Origin of the sequence: Streptomyces sp. DT2A-34, from assembly GCF_030499515.1 — a bacterium.
Lineage (GTDB): Bacteria > Actinomycetota > Actinomycetes > Streptomycetales > Streptomycetaceae > Streptomyces.
The window spans coordinates 4337143-4357785 of record NZ_JASTWJ010000001.1; the positions used below are offsets into that span (position 1 = coordinate 4337143).

A 20643-nucleotide genomic window follows, 5' to 3' on the forward strand; every position below is an offset into this window, starting at 1 on the left:
CCGCGGGAGACTACACAGCGCCACTGACATCCAGAATCTGACCCCGCAGCGTCATAACCGCAGATCGGGGCCCGCAGGGGGATCAGGCACGCGACAATCCTCGTCGTCCCCTCAGGTGCGACTGCCGGAACTAGGGCCAAACACAGGCACACTCTCGATCTCGACGCGGGTACAACGTCCACAGTCCAGCAGGTATTGCGCGCCATCTGAGGGCTGGGCTACCACCACGGGGAGAGCGACAGGTCCCGCTGAAATCGAGAGTGCCACAACCCATGGCGGTGGTCGCAGCGGCACAGAGTCCAAACAGAGGCCTACAGCGGCAGGAACGGACTCGGCCTGCCGTGCCACGAGATGCGCAACGCGTCGCGGGCTCGGGTAGTGGCGACGAACAGCTGGTTGCGGCCCTTCTTGAGTTCGCGTTCGTACCGCTTGGGGTCGGTCGTCTCGTACTTCTCGACGACAGCAGTGCGCGGCAGGATGCCGTCGCTTGCGCCGATGACCGCGAGCTTCTGGTACTCAAGTCCCTTGAAACGGTGCATCGTTCCGATGTGGACCTCGCCGCCCCCCTGCGGGCCGTCCTTGGTGAGGGTCGCCGTGGTGATGCCGTGCTTCGTCTCCAAGTCGGCGGCGACCCGGCCGGCCATGTCACCGTCGGCGACGCAGACGGCCATCGTGCCGCTCGGGTCGCGTACGGTGCCGTCCTCGCCGGGCTGGGTGATATCCGCGCGCCACTGCTTGAGGGCCTCGGCAAGCTGTGTGATCTCGTCGGTCCAGTCGGTGCAGGCGACGTACTCGGGGGCCGGCCCGTGCAGCAGGGAGTGGTAGCCGTCGAGGGTGTCGGTACCGTCGTCGAGGTCGTCATAGATGCCCCCGCGGACGACCTTGGCAGCCTGGTCGAGGATCTCCTGGGTGGTGCGGTAGCTCAGCGTCAGTTTCGAAGAGCGGCCACCGCGGATGTTGATGCCGACGGTGGAAAGGGTGACTTGCCGGTCGTAGATCCGCTGGTGGGTGTCGCTGGCGATGAACAGGTCGTCAGGGCCGGAGGCGACCATGGCGCGCAGCATCTTCCAGTGGGCGGGGCTGAGGTCCTGGGCCTCGTCGACGACGATGTGACGGTAGCGGTGACGCAGGTAGCGCATCGCGGAGCTGTTGTCGTCGAGGTGGGCCAGGTCGCCGCCGCCGATGTCGGCCTTGCGCTCGGCCCGCGTCTGGATCTTGCGGGCGCGTTCCATCTCGTACCGCGCCGCGCGCTCGGCGGCCTGGGCCCAGGTCTCCCGGCCCATGCCGTTGAGGCGCAGGGCGAACTGGTCGAGCAGTTTCCAGACGACGGCGCGTTCGGGGCGGTTGAGGGCGCGGCCCATACCGGCGCGACGGGCCTTGAAGTAGTCCTGACGGGTACCGAGGGACTGGCCGAGGACGATCTGCTCCCATTCGTCGAAGAGGAACTCGGCGTCCCAGCGCTGCTCGTCGTGCTCGAAGAGGACCTCGCGCAGCACGTCCAGCGCCCGGTCGTCGGTGATCAGGCTGCGCTGTGCGCCGGGCGCGGTGTTCTCGTTGAGGACACTCTGGGCGAGCTGGTCGATGTGCTTGATGTCGACGCGGCCGAGCAGCGCCGGGTCCATGAGCGAGGTGAGTCGGGAGCGCAGATCGGCGGTGAGGTTCTTGGTGTACGTGGTCAGCAGGATCGGCTTGCCGTGGCCGGGCGGCAGAGCCGCGGCGAGGCGGGCGACCCGGTGCAGGGCGACGATGGTCTTGCCGGTGCCGGGGCCGCCGCTGACCCGGCCGGGGCCGCTGTAGTTCCGTTCGACGATCTTGCGTTGGGTGGGGTGGAGGTAGACCTTCCAGGCTCGGAAGTCGCCCTCGGCCAGCACGTTGCGGATGTCGTCGTCGACCGTGGTGACCGCGGTGCGGGTGAGGGCCGCCGCCATGTCGTTCTCGAAGCCCGGTTCGAGCTCGGCGGAGGCAGGCTCGGTGATCTCACGCTCGACCTCGTCGACGGACATGCCGGAGCCGAGGCCCGTGAGGACCTCAGCGGTCAGGCGGGGGGCGCCGGCGATGAGCTGGTCGAATTCCTCGTCGGTCGTGACGGCGAGGGCCGGGCCGATGAGGGCGTCGGCGACACCAAGCCGGCGCAGGTCCTCGGGGGTGCAGCCGACGAGGAGCGGTTCGGCGGGGGCGGCCGGTTGTGGCGTCACGACGGGGGCGGGCGTGGGCTCGGCCGGTGCGGTGTGCTCGTCCTGGGCCGGCGTGAGTTGGAGTCCTGCGCGCTGGAGGACGCTCTGACCGACGACGCCGAGGTCGACGAACTCGATCTCGCCCGTGATCCGGTTGATGGCGACGGTGAGTTCTTCGTAGACGTCCTTGCGGTGGCGGACGGCGACGATCAGCCACTGCTGGACACCGTCGGCGCCGACCCCCGCCCGGGCCAGCAGCGCCCGGTACGAACGGTCGATCTTGGCGCGGAAGATCCGGCCGTCGCCCTTGAGGGGCTTGAGGTCGAGGCTGGGGTGATCGGGGTCAAGACGGAACTGGTGGCAGAAGTCGTAGAACTTCGTCTTGACCGACGAGTCCATCTTGTAGAGCTCATTCTCGGCCTTCTGGTAGAGGCTCAGGCGTGCGGTCATCGGGCGGCACTCTGTTCTTCGGAGTCGGGACGGGCGGTGGCGTCGGGGAGCACGCTCAACAGAGCATCGAGATCGGCGAGCCAGTCGTCGGCCGAGCGGATGGTGAACCCGGCGTCGCGATAAGCGCTCCAGGTCTTGTCGCTTTCCTCGTCCTCCTGGTCGTACGGCTCGGCCATGACGGCGATCTGCGGGGTGCCGTGGTCCCAGACGAAGTCGGCGAGCCAGCCGCGTTCGCCGAGCTCGTACCCGTAAGCGGGGGCCTTCTTGCCGCCGTCGGCCAAGACGTGGGCGAGGCGGGTGAGGGGGGCGTCGGGTTCGTCCTCGTCGAGGTATTCGAGGATCTCCTGGTCCCACAGCAGATCCCGCACCGCTGCTTCGAGAGGAGTCTCGTTGGAGGCCTCTGCGGGTACGGGCTGCGGCGCGGGTGTGCCGGTGCCGTACCGCACGACGAGGGACTCGAGCTCACCAAGGCCGCCGAAGGCCTTGAGGACCGAGATGTCGAAGCGCGCCGCGGTGGCTGTGGTGAGTTGAATACCATCGCCGCCGTCGTGGGCGAGGAACTGCAGGATGTTGGACCACTGGAGCCAGGCGCGCCAGCGCGCCTTGTGTTCGGGCGTGCCGAGCTGGTCGAGCGCGGTGTCGTCGAGGCAGGCCAGGGCGGACCAGTGGCCGGTGGCCGCATCCACGAGGAAGGCGACGGGGAGACCGGACTGGTCGCAGGTCTGGAACAGGTTGAGCGTGCCGGTGCCCTGGATGGGCGCCGGGTCGATGCCGTCGGTTCGGCCCCAGGCGTCGAGGAGCCCGCTGAGCGTCTGACGCGTCTGGTCGGGCGTGCCGTTGCCGACGAGGATCTCCTGGCCGGTTCCGAGGAGCCCGCCGACCATGGCTGATGCCCGCTTGCCCCAGGCCGCGTCGTCCGAGCTGCGCAGGTAGGCGAGGAGCATGGTCATCGGGTCGGTGAAGGCGGTGGTCGCGAGGTCGTCGCCGCCACGGTCGGCGTGGAGCTGCTTGGCGAGGTCCTGGGCACTGCGCGGGTACGGCGGCCATACCGGCTCGGCCGCCTCGCGCCCCGCGCCGGACTCCGCCGTGTTCGTCTGCCGCTCGAAGGCGTCGAGGTCGTCCCAGGTGAGCTGGAAGACGATTCTCCCCTCGGCCCGGAGCCGGTTGCGTTTGTCGGCGTCGCCAGCGAGCCGGTTGTGTCGGCGAGAGGCGTGGAAGCGGTGCCCGTCGAGGTAGACAGTGATCTTCTGCTTGGGGCCGTCGACGCGTTCGAAGGTGAAGTCGGTACGGGTGTAACCCTCGTTGCGTTGCGCTGTCAGACGCCAGCCGTGCACGGTGCCGACCTCGTCCAGACGCAGATAGGCGCTGTTGTCGCCGCTCTCCTCCAACACGGCGTCGCCGCGCTGTCCTGCCCACCCGCGCAGGGCCTTGAGGAAGCGTGCCTCCAGATCGGACTCGACCTGTCCGTCGAGACCGATCTGATCGGTGTTGCCGACCTTCTTGGTGTCCCAGGCGTCGGTGTCGGTGCCCAAGAGTTCGTCGAGGATCTCCAGGGCGGCCTGGCGGGAGACGCGCTCGATGTACTGCTCGTCGGCGTAGAGGTACAGACAACGGTGGCAGGCCGGCCCGCCCTCCTCGTTGCAGGGGCACTCCACGAGCAGCCGGCGCGCGCCCTCCAGCACCTGCCGGAAGGCGGCGGGGTCGGTGAGCCGGTCCAGGTAGCCGGTGCCGTGCGGGAGACGGTCGTACAGGACGAGGAAGTGCCGTTTCTCCGCGGTGTCACGGTCCGGCATGGTCGCGAGGGTGGTGGCGAGGTGCTGCGGGTCACCGCCGAAGGCGCCGTCCACGCCCAGGCGCAGGGCCGCCTGGAAGGAGTGGACCTTCTCCTCGACGAGGACGGTTGCGGCCGGCAGCAGGATGCGCAGCGCTTCGGTCTCCAGCTCGTGGGCGAGCAAGACCGGTTCCTGGGGAACGCCCTTCTTGCCGCGCCGCAACGGGCACCAGGGAGTGTGGTGCTTGAGTTCGCGCTGGCGGTTGGCGGAGTTGTCGACGGCATCCCGGTCGTCGTCGAACACCGGCCGGCCGTCGGCGCTCGCGGCTCCGCAGGCGGTGCACACGTGGAAGGGCGCGATGCGCACCGGCTTCCCGGCGAGCTGGTCGTTCTCCTGGGCGCCGATGCTGAGCGGTCCGGTGTTGATACGGCGGATGACGGCACGGCGGGTGTAGTCGACGCCGAAGATCTCTTTGGTGTGCCGCCAGGACTTGCCCTTGGCGAAGTGGTCGGGGTGGATGTCGACCATGTCGACGACGGTGTAGAAGCGGCGGTCGCGGTCGTCGCTCTCGTCGCCGATCCTGGCGTCCTCCCGCTTGTCGCGGGCCGTCACGACGCTGGGCTGGACGATCTGCCACAGGCTGCCGGAGTCGGCGATGCCCGTCTCCCCGCAGCGCGGGCAGGGCGTGATGTCGTTCTCGGCGTTCTCGGTGCGGACGTAGCCGCACGAGGGGCAGAAGCGCCAGTGACGCCAGTCCTGGTCCCGGCCGGTGACGATGTCGATACCGGTGATCCGGTGCTTGTAGCCCTCGGCGTAGAAGGTGTTGCCAGGGGCGAGTTCGGACAGAGCGAAGCCGCGCGGTCGCCCGTATGAGAACGACTTCGACTTGTAGCGGGGCCGGCCTTCCGGTGTGGTGCCCTCGGGCCAGAAGACGGTGGCGTCGAGGGTGGTCGTGGCGTCGATGAGGGCGTAGTTGGGCAGCAAGCCGAGGTCGCACAACACGGTCTGGGCCGGCTGACGCTGGCGCGTGGCGCCCTGCTTGGAGATGGCTCCGAGTTCGGCCTCCAACTCCGCCTTCGTATCCGCCTGTTCGTCGTCGCCGTCCTTGAGCTCGTCGATCGCGGAACGGATCGTACGGATGCGGGTGCGCAGCTTCTGGTTCTCGCGCTCCCACTCCCGCTCGGCCTTCTCGATCGCGCTGCGGATGCCGCGGACCGCGTACTTCTCCAGCTCCGCCTTGGCGGTGTCGCTCACGCCGGTCGGGAACAGGGCGAGGAAGTCGGCGACGAGTTCCTCTCCATGGGCGAGGGCGGCGTCGGTGAAGTCGGCGAGGTAGCCGGAGGGGCCAAAGAGCTCGTCGCCCCGGCGTGACAGCGCGGCCAGCGGCCTACCGTCCTCGCGCAGCAGCCGTCCCCGCGCCGCGAGATCGAGGAGGTGGGCGGTGTACTGACGGCGCAGGATCTCGATGGCCGACAGATACGAGCCCGGCGGCACGATCCGTCCGTCGATCATGTCCCGTGGCCGGTCGAGGAAGTACAGGTCGCGGCGCTTGCGGTCGGGAATGGTCAGCAGGAAGGCATTTCCGGTACGGCGTCCGGCCCGACCCGCCTGCTGGGCATAGTTGGCCGGACGGCGCGGTAGGGCGCCCAGGACGACGGCGGACAGATCGCCGATGTCGATGCCCATCTCCAGGGTGGGCGTGCAGGACAGCACGTTGGGGTCGTTGAATCCTTCGCCGTTGCGGAAGGCGTCCTCGACGCGTTCGCGCTTGCCGCGGGAAAGCAAACCGGTGTGCTCGGCGGTAATGACCTGGTAAGTACCCGCTCGCCGGTACAGGCTGCGGTAGTAGTCGTCGCGGTAGTCGCGGTCCCGGTCGTGCCGGTCCACGGTCTCCAGCCACCGATCCCCCGCGACCAGCCGCCCGGTCGTGCAGCGATACGCCTGACAGGGCTGCCCGTGGTACTGCGCCAGCAGCGAGGGATGGACGGTCTGCTCCCAGAAGCACTTCGGGCAGCGCACATACGCCTCGTTGACCTGGGCGTCGGTCAGCAACTGCAGCCGGATGGCGCCCGGTTGAAGGCCGTACAGACGGGCAGCCGTGTCGCTCGGGGTGCGCGCAGCGAGCAGCCCGGCGTCGGTGAGCCGGGGCAGAAGCCGCACCCAGAACTCGTCGGCCTGCTCGCGGGTCATGTCGAGGCAGCGCTGGGCCCAGGTCTGGTACCAGGACAGACGTCCGGCGGCGAAGTCGAACTCGCTGCTCGGCTTGGGCCGCGCGAGCAGGAAGCTCGGCGCGGAAACCCCCTTGGGGAAGGCCTTCATGCCCCTCGGGCGACCGCCCCAGATGAAGTAACGGCTGGTGCCCGCCTCGTCGAGGAACTTCTCCAGCCACCGGTGCCCAACCGCTCCACGCGTACGCAGCCGCTCCAACAGGCCGCGCAGGAAGGCCAGATAGCGGGCGGCGTCGTGTTCGGTGAGCGTCAACCCGCGGTGCGCGGCCTCCTCATGAGCGGCGCGTACAAGCGCCACGGCCGCCTGCTCGTCGGGAATGTCCACCCAGGCGGCTGCGGTACGGGTCAGTTCGAGGGTACGGCCATTGCGGGAGCGGTGGCCAAACTCCATCACGGCCTCGAACGCGAACCGTTCACCAATTAGGTCCCAGGTCTTATTGTCCCCGCCGCGCCCCTTACCTGACAGCAGACGCGCCACGCCCGTGTCGTCGTGGAGGTCCGGCGGGACGACGGCGGCGAGTGTCTCACGGTCAGTGGTGGCCGCGACGACATCGGCGACAAGGTCGTTGAGCGCGCTGGGCCGCTGCTCGCTCAGGTGCTTGGTGAACAGGGCCCGCAAGGAGAAGGTGTACGAGCGGGAGGCGACGAAACCCGCCCGGTGCGCGGCGTCCTGCACCGAGTCGTTGAACATCAGCGTCTTCGTCTCACGCTGCTCCTTGTCCATCTCCCCGCCGGTGAACAACTGGGTGACGGACGCGGCGGCGAGGGCAGCAGCACCCGTACCGACGAAGCGGATCGCGTTGTGCGTGCCGCAGGCCGGGCACCAGTCGTCCTTGGCAGCGCGCTCCGCCGTGTCGCCGAGCTGGACGAGGACGAAGGCAGAGTCGGGGCCGGCGGGAGCCGGATTGCCCTCGTCGTCATAGTCGCCCTGGGGATCGGGAAGACGCAGACGCTGGGACAGACCATCGAGCACCATGAGCACGCCCGCGCCGCCGGTGGTCAGCGACCTCTGCGCCGCCGGGTCCATGGCGGTACGGCCATTGCCCTCGCGGGCCTCGTTGTCGGTGGCCGCCACCAGGGTGCGCACCTTGGCCTTCTCGGCGGTGACGGTGGCCCGGCGGATCTTGTGGGCCTCGAAGTTCAGCTCCTCGAAGTCCGACTCGGGGGCGAGGACCGACCATCCAGAACGCCCGCACTCGCGGCAGTACACCGCGGGCAGGAAGACCTTGGTGTCGCGGGAGGTGGTGGTGTCCGGCGTCGTACGCGACTGACTCTGCGCCCCGGCCGTGTCCCACGCGAACTCGGCCTTCGGCCATGGCAGTACGCCCCGCAGCATGCGGGTGACGGACCGCGCCCACTGGTGCACCTCGACCTGGACAAAGGGGCGGCTGATCGCGGCCGGCGCGTCAGGGTCACGCGCCACGGACAGCAGCGCGACGAAGCGGGCAAGTGCCAGCGCGGCGATCTGTGGTCGTGTCGTGATCGCCTCGTCCCAGCTCTTCGCCCCACTGCGGCGCATCACGTCGAGCACCTCGTCGTAGGTGCGCACCGTGCCGTCGAAGGCGTTCAGGACGGCGTACGTGAGCCGGTTGCGCTTGAGCGCGGTACCGAGGGCGACCGGGTCAGTGATCCGGCTTCCCGTGACGGCCTCGGCGAGGTCCGCGAGCTCTTCGGGGCCGGATGCCGGATCCGGAAGGGCGGTGAGGGTCTCGGGGGGCGTGGCCTGACCAGGGAGGAATCTCGCGTCCGGGATCGACTCGTCCTCGCCCAGGATGAACTCGTCGACCGTCAGCCGGTCCTCGCCGACAATCGCGTCCTCGGTGAACTCCGTGCCGAAGACGTTGGTGGCCACGGAGAGGAGTTGCTGTACCCCGTCCTCATCGGTACCGGAGGCGAGGGTCGCGGAGGTGGCGATGGGGGTGATCGAGCCCAGCGGCATGCCAGGGCGGTTGGCATCGACGGCGATAGCGAGACGGCGGAGCAGCATGGCGACGTCGGTGCCCTGCGCGCCGTCGTAGGTGTGGAACTCGTCGACGACGACGTAGCGGATGTCGCTGCCGTCCCACAGCGGGGCGTCGGCCGCGCGCTGCAGGAGCAGGTCGAGCATCTTGTAGTTGGTGATCAGGATGTCCGGCGGGGACAGCTGCATGTCCTGGCGGCGGGTGTAGACCCGGTCGTAGTGCGTCGCTGCCTTCTCCCCGATGTACAGGCCGGCGCGGACACCGCTCAACTCGTCGTAATCGGTGAGCAGATCGTTGATACGGGCCGCCTGGTCCGTAGCCAGGGCGTTCATCGGGTACAGGAAGACCGCCTTGACCCCGTTGTTCCCGGCCGCGCGCTCGCGGGCACAGTGATCGAGAACCGGGTACAGGAACGACTCGGTCTTGCCGGAACCTGTGCCTGTCGTGACGAGCGTGGGCTGAGGTGTGTGGCCGTCCTTGGAGGTGAGCCGGGCAAAGGCGCGGGCCTGGTGCGCGTACGGCGTCCAGTCGTCGGTACGGACCCAGTCCAGGTGCTGCTGCCAGCCGTCGTCGGCCGGGGTGAAGGGGGTACGCAGGCGGAGGTACGGTCCGCGGAACATGCCCGTCGTCTCGTCCCCGAGGAAGGCGTTCAGCGCCTTACGGGCGCCCTCGTCCGCGAGGCCGTACGTCGTGGACAGGTACTGGAGCAGGCTCTCCTTGAGTCCCTGTGCTTCGAGGGTCGGCCTCACGGGGTCGGGACCTCCATCTTCTCCGGGTCCCACAGACCCTTGGCTACGGCTTCGTCGAGGCGCTTCTTGAAGTAGGCGTGGGCTTCACGCATTTCGCGCTCGCGGTTCGCCTTGTAGAAGGGGGCGGTGTAGCCGTCGGGGACGGGGGTGTCGGTGTTCGGATCCTTCTCGTAGGCCTCGCGATATTCCTCGAACCGGGTCCAGTGGTCCTTGGTCTGGTCGAAGCCGTATGTGTACCGGTCCCCAGCGATCTTCCTCTCGTTGGCATCGAACCAGGTCACCGGGTCGAAGTCCTGCGTAATCGGATAACGGGCCCGGTACATGACGATGAGTGTGTCCGCGTCGATCCCGAGCCAGACAGCGACGAGCGCGTCGATCTCGACGAGGGCGGCACGGCGGGCGTACTCAGTGCGGAGGGGGGTGTCCCGCTGCCAGGTGGGGGTCACGTTGTGCAGCTCGGTCTTGAGATTGGGCCAGTTGATCGCCCAGGGCTCGTAGCCGAGCCACTTGGGGTCGTAGAGCTCTGCCCAGAGATCGGCGTAGGCGGCAGTCAGGGCGTTGAGGCGGAGGGTACGGAGGAGGAGGGCGGAGGCGAGGGGGTGTTCGCTCTGTGGTGCCGGAAGCCGCTTGGCCTGAGCAACGTCGAGGTGTCCGACTCCAGCGGTCCGAAGCAGGTAGTCGATAGGCAACGCGGCCAGGAAGCCTGCGGTGAGAGCAGTGAGGCTCCTTGTCGCCAGTCGCGCGGAACGCACTGCGTGGACGTGCGTTGTCCCTGGCGGAAGCAACGCTCCATAGAGGGCGCGCTCCGTATCAGGCGCGACCCTCTCCCGCCACGCAACCCGAAAGTCTTCGCTGTACGGATAACTCGCTTTGGCAAGCAGGAACTTCTCGACTTGCTCGTCCGCGACTTCCTCCGGCTGAACGTTGCGCTGCTCCGCAATCTGGAGCCGGGCCTGCGCACTCTCTTCGTCGGACGCAAGCAGCGCCTCGTACCTCTCCCAGTCGGGCCACCTATCCTGCTCGCCCAGGAACACTTCGTGGGGAGCCACGCACCGGTACTCCGACTCCGGCACCGCGTCGTCCGCGAGCCCCTTCGGGTCAAGGCCACGTACCTCACCGCCGCCCTGGCTGGGCTGCTTGAACATCGGGTTGGCAACGCCGATCTGCGGTCCCTTGAGGATGACGTCGCTCCACGCCTTCGCGTGGTAGTCGTCCTGGCCGTCGATACCAGTGTTGTAGTCGATGAGCCGCTGGTCCTTCTTCGGACCGAACTTCGTCTTCTTGGCGCCACTTTCGTGGTACCCAGGTGAAATGTCCGGACGCAGCGCGCCGAGGCGCAAGGCATAGGTCCCCAGCGCGTCGATCGCCGGGTCCTCCGCCGTACTCACCGGCGTGACCAGACGCGTGTGCTCCAAAGGCCCTTCATCACCCGCCAGCCGACGCCACCGCTTGAGGGTGTCCGGCGTCACGCGGACGACCCGCTTCGGGTGCGGACGTTCGTCCCAGTCGCCGTCGTACTTGACGCCGGGATCGGTGCCCGTGTTCTCAGCGGAGGCGGACAAGCGAAGTGAGTCGACAGTAAAGAGCCACGACAACGAGTCGAAGGAGATTTCACCTTCGGCCCCATAGATGTGCACACCGAAGTGGCTCGACCGCCCCACCGGCGGCGGGAAGAACCGGTTGCCCGCATTGACGAAGTCACCGTGCACCCGCAGCCGCCGGTACGCCGCCGCCCGCAGCGCGGCCTCCTTGTCCCCCGCGAAGTGAGTGTCCGGGTGCACCATCCCAGCGGCCCCGCCGCTCCCCGCGTGATCCCACACCTCACACATGAACGCCCGATACAGATCCGGCTGGCTTCCCGAAATCAGCGGGTACACGGGCGCCGACGAGAGGTAGCTCGCCATGGTCACCGTGTTAGTCACCTCGCCGAGTAGGTACTCCTGCACCTCCTCGCGTGCAAGTTCGACATCCCGCCGCCGGTTCTTGTCCTCCGCCTTCGGCTTCTCCGTGAGCATGAACCAAGGCTCGTACTCCGCTAGGACCGGATCCTCTTTCCACTCCGGCCGCACCCACGGCGGGTTACCCACCTGAAGGTCGAAGCCCCCCGCCTCACCGGCGAAGACACCTGTGAAGTCCAACTCCCAGTGCAGAAAACCCTGTTCCTCAGCGATATCGCGAACGACCCGCATCCACGGGTACCGCGTCTCAACCGCCTTACGGGCGTCGTCCATGCCCATCTCGGCCTGGATCAGGTCTTCGAGCCTCTTCAACTCCTTCAGGGAGTCGACCGTCGTGGCAAGGGTGTCCTCCGGCACCGATCCCGTGCCGAGCATGGACTCCAGGAAGGCGATCCAGTCGTCCATGTCCGCCAGCGGAATGACGTCGCGGCGGCGTGCCGGTCCACTGGGCTTCTTGGGAGCGGAGGAGCCGCGCTTCTTCTTGGCCTCCTTCTTCTTCCCGGCCTCGTCGTCGCTCTCAGCCTCGCCCAGGGAAATCTGGTCGCCGTTCATGGTGAACAGCAGGCCGGGCTCAAGGAATTGAGGCACAGGTGTTGGCTCGGGCGCGCGCTCCTCGGCCTCCGCCGTCGGACCGGCCACCGACGACAGCAACGCATCCAGGTCGGCCCCGGCCTGCGCCGTCACTACCGGAGCCGTCGCGTACTCGGCGTCCGCCCCGTCCAGCAGCCCTACCTTCTCCAGCGGCCAGAACCACAGCGCGCACCACGCGTCCATGACCTGCTTGAGCCGCCAGTACGGGGAGCCCTCCGCCGCGAAGAGGTCTTTGAAGACCTGCTCCTTGGTCAGTGGCAGGCTCTGGTCCGGGTTCTGCTTGTCGCGGCGGAGGAAGGCGTACTCCTCCGCATCCTCCTCGCGATCCGTCCCCCACATATCGATGGTGCGGGCGATCTCCTGCTCGCTCAGCTCCATGCGCTTGGCGACCAGCTTCCAGAGGAACTCGACGCGAAGGGCCGCAGCCTGCAACCGGGCGAGCTGGCTGCCCTTGCCGCCCGTTGTCTTGGGCTTCGCCTTGATGCTGTTCTTCCACGCCTTCAGCTGCTCCAACTGCGGCCCGGCGAGCTGCTCCACCAGCTTCTTCGCCTCCCCGCTCGCCCCCGCGACCGCACCCCACCCAGGCGTCGGCAGAAGGAACTGATGCACAGCCCCATCCGGCAGCAACTGCTCGGAGCCATCCCCAGCCGCCCGGAACGGCAGCTTGATCGGCGTGTGTGCACCGATCGTCCGCTCCTTCTTGATGCGCTCGGCCTCGTACACCCAACGCCGAGCTCCGATAAGCGAGTTGCCTCGCCGCAGATGCAGTCCGAACCAGGGTGCACGCATGCCGGGGTGCATGGTGTTGAGCCATAGCGACACCTCCGCCAGCTCCACACCCGTCGAGTTCAGGTCGATCCCGTACGCGTTGTGAAGGGCGATGTACGCCTTCACCTTCTGCTCGGCATCGAGCGTCTTCGACGTGTCCAGGCTGACACCCAACTCATCCTGACGGCGCTTCAGATACTCCTTGGCGACCTGGTTGATCGCCTCGTTGAGGAACGCGCCGGACCCCAGAGCCGGTTCGCAGATCGTGTAGCGCAAGAGCTCGCTCGCGCGGGTCTTGACCGTGTTGCCGTCGGCGTCCTTCTCCTGGTCGAGGCGGTGCTTGAGTGCCAGCTCGACGGTGACCTTCGTTAGAGACTCGGGGGTGTAGTACGAGGCGGACGTCTCGCGGTCACGGCCGGCCAGTCGGTAGACGAAGGTGCCCTTGTCGTACTTCTTGGGGCCACGCAGACCGTACTGTTCGGCGTCCTGGGCGGAGTACACAACGTACGTGTTCTCCCTGTACTTGGTCAGCTGGTCAGCGGGGATGAGCCAGGACCCCTTTTCGGGATCGCCGTACTGCTTGTCGCCCTTCTTCGCGCCGGGCTTGGCGACCTCGGCCAGCTCGTCCTTGGCGATGATGCCGGTGTAGGACATCAGGCCCTCGTAGACGGCGCCGAGCTGGTTGATGCCGAGGTTGCGGTAGGAGATGAAGCCGCCCTGTCTGCCCTTCTGGCCGGCCTCCTTCATGGTCAGCAGGCGCAGTACCTGATGCAACGCAGCGTTGCGCAGCCGCAGGTCCAGCCATCGCGGCTGCTCGTCGCCATCCTCGTCCCAGTGGGGGTGGAGGATGCGGCGGCCGATGAGGGTGATCGCCTTGGGGTCGAACAGTTCGCTGCGGAGCGGCTCGAAGCGCAGGCCGCGTAGTTCGCTGCGTTCCTCAGCGGGCTTGTCGTCGTCAGTCTCGGTACCGTACGGGCGATGGCCGTAGTTGACCTTGTTGAAGAGGACATCGAGGGAGGCGTAGAGGTGGAAACCTCTGCGGCTGTCTTCCTCGACCAGCTTTCGCTCGCGCGCCACAAGTTCGCGCAGGCGGCCGATCGAGTACCCGGTCTGGTACGTCGAGTCGTCGGCGGGCAGGATGCCCAGCTCGGGGCGGGCCTCCGCGTAGAGGAGGAAGAGGATGCGGTAGAGGTAGCGCAGCGATTCGCGGGTGAGCTGCTTGGCGAACGGGCCCTTCTTGAGGTCCTCGATCTCCCGCGGCTCGACCTCTGCATCGCGCAGGCGGGCAAGTACCTCGTTCGCGATGATCTCGACCGAGTGCTGGAGTCCCTTACGCAGCTCGGAGTTAACGCCGACGGCGTTGTCACGGGACGCCTTCAGCAGATCGTCGATGCGGCGGCCCTTGCCGTCGAGGCGGGGCGCGAGCATGTCATGGGAGAAGAGGGCGGCGAGGAGGGAGAGTTCGCCGGCCTTCGCCGTGTCGTTGCGGGCAAGGGCCGCGTCCAGGTTGGCGGCGAGATAGCGGCCTTCGGCCCAAGAGTTGCGGTCGGCGAGGACGAGTACGCCGCCGCAAAGCAGCAGGATGAAGCGAGGTCCGTCGCCGCCGGGCTCGTGCAGTTCGCTCTGGAAGAGCCAGCCCGCCAGCTTCTCGCCGACTTCGAGGAGGCCGTCGGCGGTCTTGAGGGAGTGGAGGAGCTGCCCGGCCTTCTCGGGGTCGAGGGCGTCGTCCAGTTTGGCGGTCCAGCCGCAGTCGACGGCGAGAATGCCGTCTCCGTGCCAGGCGACCTGGAGTTCGTACTCCTTGCCCGCGTTGTGCACGGTGATCGGCTCAGGCCGGTCGCCGCCGTAACCGAGGGCCTTGAGGACGGCTGTGTGCCAGGTGGCGAGGCGTTCTGCCCACTCGCCCGTGGGGTCGTCGTAGGTGCTGCCGGGTTCTTCCTGCTGGGCGCGGGAGGCCAGGAAGGGGCGCACGGTGGCCAGATACTCACCGCGGAGCCGGGGGAGGAGTTCGCGCGGAGTGGGCTGCGGGTCGTGGGGGTCGGTCTCGCGGCTGGTCCACAGGGTGAACAGGCCCTCGTCGCCCGCCTTGCTCTTCTTGAGGGTGTTCTCCAGCTCCTCGCTGAAGTAGTGGGCGGAGAAGTATTCGCCGCGGTTGGCGAAGGAGTCGTAGGTGTAGCTCATCGTGCGGACTCCTCGGCGTGTGCGGCGGAGACGGTGATGGGGTGGAGGGGTTCGAGGACGCCGAGGACCCGCAGCATCGGGTCGCCGTCGGTCCGCAGACGGCGTACGAGGGCGCGCCGGCGGGCTGCCGTGTCGTACACCTGCTTGCGGCGACGCTCCTGGTTGCCGACGGCGATCAGGGCGCCCTGTTCCCAGACCTGCACCCGGTCCTCATACGGGGCCAGGTAGGAGTCGACCTGCTTGTCATAGTCGGCGCGACGCTCACGCAGGTGGGTCTCGGCCGCGTCGACGGCCGCGGGAACGAGTTCCTTGAGGAGGTCGGGGTCGACGGGCTGGGCACGACCGGGCATGTCGGGGCCTACGCCGCAGGCGGCGAGGAACGCCGAGTCCATGCGCCATACGCGAGGCCTGGACTCGGCGAGGCCGGTGACGGCCATCCACTCCACGACCGTCGGCTTGCCCGCCGCGTTGGAGTAGACGCCCTGGAGGAGGTAGACCGGGCCGGTGAGGGCCGCCGGCAGCGCCGCGTCGATCCGTTTGGCCTTGCCGACGTCCGGCTGGTAGGCGAGGACGAACGCCTCGTCGTACTTGAGCTTGGCGAGGACCTTGTCCGTCACCCAGTCGAGCACCGGGTGGATGTCGGAAACGTAGGAGACATTGGGCCACTGGGACGTGGGCTCGTCCGTCTTGCCCTGCTTGGCGTTGCGGGCGGCCTCCAGCCGGTCGGCGGCGTACTGCTTGTCGAAGGTGAGACGCAGCGTGCCGTCGTACTTGGACGTCGTGAGGATCTTCTCCTGATCCAGGTACGACTTCGGCAGCTCCCGGAAGCGGTACTGCAGGTCGTCGGGCGGCGTGAACTCGATACGGCCGCCCGCCGTCTCGGGCTTCCAGTCGAGGGCTTCGCGCTCGGCCTGCGGGTAGATGAGGTCCACGGCGGTGTGGAAGTACGCCTTAGTGTCGGCGAAGACGTGGGGTACGTCGGCCTCGGGCACCGCGGATGTGCCGAGGGTGGCCGGAGCAGCCGTCGGGTCGGCGAGCCGGGCGTTGGCACCGGCGAGGAGCCCAGCGAGGACCCCGCCGGACTCCTGCTGGGACTGCTTGATAGAGCGCTCGACGGTGCCGCCCTTGACGAGGTCTCGGGTGAGGCGGTCCTCTTCCTTCTTGTGGTCGTAGAGACCGGTGACAGCCTCGGCGCTACCCTCGCCGGTCTCGATCTCGTGCGCCTGCTCCTCGCGGCGCAGTAGACGAGCGCCGACGAGTCGGTCGTCGAGCGTGAGCATCTCGCCGCTCTCCTCGTCGCGCCGCCAGGGCACGTCGGCGGTGAGGATGAGCGCACGGAACTCGGGGCTGACCGCCTGTCCGTAACGGTCAATACGTCCGTTGCGCTGCTCAATGCGGATGAGGGACCAGGGCAGGTCGTAGTGAATGAGGTCGTGGCACTGGTGGTGCAGGTTGACGCCCTCGGAGGCGATGTCACCGGTGAACAGCAGCCGCACCGGCTCCTCGCGCCGCCCGAAGCGGTCGACGATCTCCCGCTGTTGCTGCTCGTTGGTGGTGTCGCCGTGCATGACCTCGACGGCGCCGTCGTACGCCTTCCACGGACGCGTCTTGTCGGGCTTGGCCAGGTTCTTCTTTTTGAAGCCGAGCCGGGCCGGGACCTCATCGGCCAGCCAGTCCAGGGTGTCGACGCGCTCGGAGAAGATCACGACGCGCCGCTCGGCTCCAGGGCCAACCTTGAGGTCTTTGAGGATGCGTACGAGTGCGTCGAGCTTGGCGGAGTCCTGGTCGGTGAAGTCCGCGACCAGCGCCTCCAGCTCCGCCAGGGCCTTGCTCTCGGCGGCGCGAGCGGCGCGACGCTCGGGGGTGTCCGGAGCGGTCTTGGCCTTGCCCTTCGCCGTGACGCTCTTCGGGTTGTCCAGGTAGGCACGGCGCTTGGCCAGCGATTCACGCAGGGCAACGTGGGAGGAGAGGAACGCCTTCAGGAAGTTGTAGCCGACCAGGGGATCGGCGCAGGCCGACGAACGGTTCGGGTCGCCCGGCGTCCATTCGCTCGCGAGCTTCTCCAGAACGGCGACCTCCTTCCGTGTCGCCGGAGCCGGCTCCGGCAGGGAGTCGCCGCGTTCGGCCCAGGGCTTGTTCTTGAGGCCGTCGCGCACCTCACGGTCGGTCTTGGTGCGCCTGATGTAAAGGTGGTCGAGGTCGGCGACCTTGTAGTTCTTGGGGTCGGCGATCGCCGCCGGGTCAAGCATCCTGATCAGTTCGGCGAAGGATTCGGCGTCGCCGTTGTGCGGGGTGGCGGAGGCCAGGATCAGCGCGTCGGTCTGCTCGGCGAGACGGCGTGCGAGGCGGTTGTTGCGGGTGCCCTTGTTCACGAGGTTGTGCGACTCGTCGATGACCACCGCGTCCCAGGTGATGTTCTCCAGGTGGTGGGCGTATGTCGCCGACTTGAGGGTGTCGACAGAGACGATGACGCGCTTGAAGTGGGCGAACGGGTTCCGGCCCGCCGGGATCTCCTGCTGGATGCGCTGGATGCCGGTGGAGTCCAGGCGCACTAGCGGCAGGGCGAAGCGGGTCCACAGCTCACGCTGGAACTGCTCCAGCACATGGGCGGGCGTGACCACGAGGATGCGCTCGCCGCGCCCGCGCCGGATCAGCTCCGCGAGTGTGATGCCGATCTCCAGCGTCTTGCCCAGCCCGACGACGTCGGCGATCAGCAGCCGGGGCTGCGGGTTGCGCATGGACAGCGCAAGCTCGGCGGGGCGCAGCTGGTGCTCTTGCCGATCCATGAGGAAGGAGTCGGCGAGCGCGATGCCGTGCTCGGTCTGCGGCAGCGCGGTCTTGCGGATCACCGCCTCCAGGTACAGGCGGGCCTTGGCGTGCCTGGAGGTGTCGTCGGGCACGAGCCGAGTCTTGCGCGGATCGAGTACGTCGATCTGGTCAAGGCCGGAGTAGAACACCGCGTCCGTGCCCCGGACGAACGAGGACACCCCGCTGACCTCGACCATCATTCCGTCGCGGGACTCGTCGACGGATTTCACGAGCCACTGCTCGTGGCGGATGCGCACCTGGGCGCCGGGCGCGAAGGTCGGCTTCGTACCAGCCGGGTACGCCGACCGCGCCTCCTCGGCGTCGCGCGCCTCAGGAACCTCGGGCTGCATCGCCGTGGTCACGTGGTGCTCCTCTGTGGACTGTGTGCTCGTGATGTGCGGTGTGCTGCCGCCCATCCTTTGTATCGCCCTGGACCGGCCCCGTCGGCGAAAGGTGAGGAAGAGCGGTTCAGCGCTTCGACCAGGCGAGCGCCGGCCCCATCGCGTAGCGCTTGCGCAGCTCGTCGGCGACCCGCCGGGAAGCGGGGGGACGGCCCTTCTTCGGCGCGGGTTCGGCCGGGCGTCCGCTGGGGCGCTCCTGCACGGACACGAGCGAGCTTTCGACGTCGCTCTGGACATCGCTCTCAGCCGGAGCGTCCGGGCTGGATTCACCGTCGGACGGCGAGGCGGGGACGTTCTCCGCCGGGGACGCCGACTCCTCGCGCAGCTGCCTCTCCAGTGAGTCGAGCCGATCCAGCATGGGCGTGTCAGGCTGAGGCAGCACCATCGTGGGATGGTCCTTCGGCGTCGTCTCCTGGATCAGAGCGCGCCGTGCCCGGGCCGGACTCGTACCCAACAGACGCATCAAGTCGGCACACTGCCGGGTCACCTCCTCCAGGGAGGGGCGGTCCTCCGCCTTGTGCGCCAGCATGGCCGATACGACGGGGGTCAGTTCGGCGGGCAGCCCGGACAGGTCGGGGCCGATCTCGGCGTTGACCACCTGCGCGGCCACCGCCTCCCACCGGGCACCGTCGTACGGATAGTGCCCAGTCGCCGCGTACAAGAGCACGGTGCCCAGGCCGTACACATCAGCGGCCTGCGTCACCTCCAGCTCACCCAGGGCCTGCTCAGGCGGCATGCAGCGAACTGTGCCGATGACCACGCCGGCCTGCGTAAGCGATCCCTTGGACGCACCGACGAAGGCACCGAGGCCGAAGTCGATGATCACCGGACCGAAATCTCCGAGAATGACGTTCTGCGCCTTCAGGTCGCGGTGTACCAGGCCCGCGGCGTGTACGGCGGCAAGCCCCTCGGCCAGCAGCGCGCCAAGACTCGCCACTAGTGGCGCGGACAGCAGACCTTGGTCCTTCACGACATCGGAGAGCGGGCGGCCGGGAACGTAGTCCATGGCCAGCCAGGGCTGCTCGGCGAACGGATCTGCCTCAATGAAACGGGCCACACGACCCGTACCAGAGATCGTGCGCGCCATCGTCGCCTCGCGTTCGAATCGGGCGCGCGTGTGCGGATCCGTGCGGTCGGGCCGGATCACCTTCACGGCGACCGGTTCACCCGCGACCGAGTAGGCGAGGTATACCTCCCCCATCCCGCCCGCGCCGAGCCGCCGCTCGACGAGGTACGGCCCGATACGCGACGGCATAGACGCGCCACTCACCGCACACCCCCTGACTCCCGCTGCGAAAGCGCACCCTCGCTCGGCGCATGCCCCTGCTCCGCCGTAGAAGAAGCAAGGCACGAGGGGCATGGACACCGACGAATCACCGCTACAGCCTACTGATCGGCATCGCATAGGAGGAAGTGATCACATCAGACCGAGACCAGGTACCGGGCTCGTGGCCGGAAGCTGGCTATGGATGCAGGGATCGTCGCCCCGCTCCGTTCATATTCCGCAGCAGGACCAACAGACCTGCGCGTGTCAGCGCGGGAAGTAGGTCCTGCAGACGAAGCCGGCTCAAAGCCCGATCGGAATAGTCACGGGCCCGGTTTCCATTGCCTCTCCTGTAGAGATCGCGCAGAGGGGGACGCTGGTGACCGACCTGAAGCTGTTCCGGCTGGATTCCAATGGCCGGGACGTCGAACTACGGGGCTCGACGGTGGCGCTGGAGGTCGAGCTTCAGCGTCGGGTCGAGGCCGGCATGGGGCAGATGCTCGGCATCCGTTTCCTGGCTTCGGAGTATCCGACGGGCCCGTGGCACCGGGGCCGGATCGACTCGCTCGGGCTGGACGAAAGCAATAACCCCGTGGTGATCGAGTACAAGAAGGGCTCCGATAGCGGAGTCGTGTCGCAGGCGGTCTCGTACCTGTCGTGGCTACGCTCCGCGCGTCACGAGTTCGAGGCGCTGGTCAAGGAGAAGCTGGGCACAGAGGCAGCAGAGGCGATCGACTGGCGCAATCCGCGGATGGTCTGCATCGCCGCCGGCTTCTCGCATCACGACCGGGTTGCCGTGCACGACCTGAACAAGCGGATTGACCTCGTGCGCTACCGCGTCTTCGACGGCGGGCTGCTGAGCCTGATGCTGGTCGAGTCGGCCCCCGGGACCACCAGCCCAGCGTCGGCTCGGCGACGTTCTCCGGGACGGGAAGTGACGGTTGATGTCGACGATGGCACCAAGTCTGTTCAGGCGACTCTCGACGCGGTTTCCGATGACTTGCGTGCGCTTTACGCCGAGCTGGACGAGGTGCTAACCGCCTCGGGCGAAGTGGAGGTCGACACAAAGCAGCACTACATCGCCTACAGACGGATGGTGAACATCGCCTCCGTCATCTTCCGACGCAAACACGAGGCAATCCTGGTCTACCTGAGGGTTGACCCGGACACCGTGGTGTTGGAGGAGGGCTTCTCGCGCGACATGCGTGGCATTGGCCATCTCGGAACAGGCGACCTGGAGGTCCGGATCTCCTCGGCTGCATGCCTTGAGAAGGCAGGCCCGCTGATCCGGCGGGCGTTCGAGGCAGCCTGACTTTCGAGGCGGGAACCGTGATGGCC

The 20643-nt window shown here is 67.8% G+C and carries 6 protein-coding genes; 1 reads left to right on the top strand and 5 read right to left on the bottom strand.

All coding sequences use genetic code 11. The features are described 5' to 3' along the window. Nucleotides 1–311: 311 nt before the first annotated feature. The 5 genes from QQM39_RS19090 to QQM39_RS19110 all read right to left on the bottom strand — a co-directional run bounded on the left by QQM39_RS19090 (nucleotide 312) and on the right by QQM39_RS19110 (nucleotide 19296). A complete protein-coding gene (locus QQM39_RS19090) occupies nucleotides 312–2624 on the bottom strand; it encodes a UvrD-helicase domain-containing protein (RefSeq protein WP_301998188.1) in 2313 nt (770 codons plus the stop codon). Next, nucleotides 2621–9334: a DEAD/DEAH box helicase gene (locus QQM39_RS19095; protein WP_301998190.1), complete on the bottom strand. Its 6714-nt coding sequence runs from the start codon at nucleotides 9332–9334 to the stop codon at nucleotides 2621–2623. Before QQM39_RS19095 ends, QQM39_RS19090 begins: the two co-directional genes overlap by 4 nt. Continuing rightward, nucleotides 9331–14832, bottom strand: a complete 5502-nt coding sequence (locus QQM39_RS19100) for a hypothetical protein (protein WP_301998192.1) — start codon at nucleotides 14830–14832, stop codon at nucleotides 9331–9333. The genes QQM39_RS19095 and QQM39_RS19100 overlap by 4 nt, the downstream gene beginning before the upstream one ends. Continuing rightward, nucleotides 14829–18002 carry a DEAD/DEAH box helicase gene (locus QQM39_RS19105; RefSeq protein ID WP_301998194.1) on the bottom strand — a complete coding sequence of 1058 codons (3174 nt, stop codon included), beginning with the start codon at nucleotides 18000–18002 and terminating at the stop codon, nucleotides 14829–14831. Before QQM39_RS19105 ends, QQM39_RS19100 begins: the two co-directional genes overlap by 4 nt. Before the next feature lie 106 nt (nucleotides 18003–18108). Continuing rightward, nucleotides 18109–19296: a serine/threonine-protein kinase gene (locus QQM39_RS19110; RefSeq protein ID WP_301998196.1), complete on the bottom strand. Its 1188-nt coding sequence runs from the start codon at nucleotides 19294–19296 to the stop codon at nucleotides 18109–18111. A gap of 388 nt (nucleotides 19297–19684) precedes the next feature. On the opposite strand from QQM39_RS19110, the gene QQM39_RS19115 reads away from it, so the two are divergent. Beyond that, on the top strand, nucleotides 19685–20617 hold the full coding sequence (locus QQM39_RS19115) for a DUF5655 domain-containing protein (protein ID WP_301998198.1): 933 nt from the start codon (nucleotides 19685–19687) through the stop codon (nucleotides 20615–20617). Nucleotides 20618–20643: the final 26 nt, after the last annotated feature.

What these genes read in the sequence shown, in the direction of transcription:
- QQM39_RS19100 (WP_301998192.1), bottom strand. Translation starts at nt 14,832, where the DNA reads ATGAGCTACACCTACGACTCCTTCGCCAACCGCGGCGAATACTTCTCC.
- QQM39_RS19090 (WP_301998188.1), bottom strand. Translation starts at nt 2,624, where the DNA reads ATGACCGCACGCCTGAGCCTCTACCAGAAGGCCGAGAATGAGCTCTAC.
- QQM39_RS19110 (WP_301998196.1), bottom strand. Translation starts at nt 19,296, where the DNA reads ATGCCGTCGCGTATCGGGCCGTACCTCGTCGAGCGGCGGCTCGGCGCG.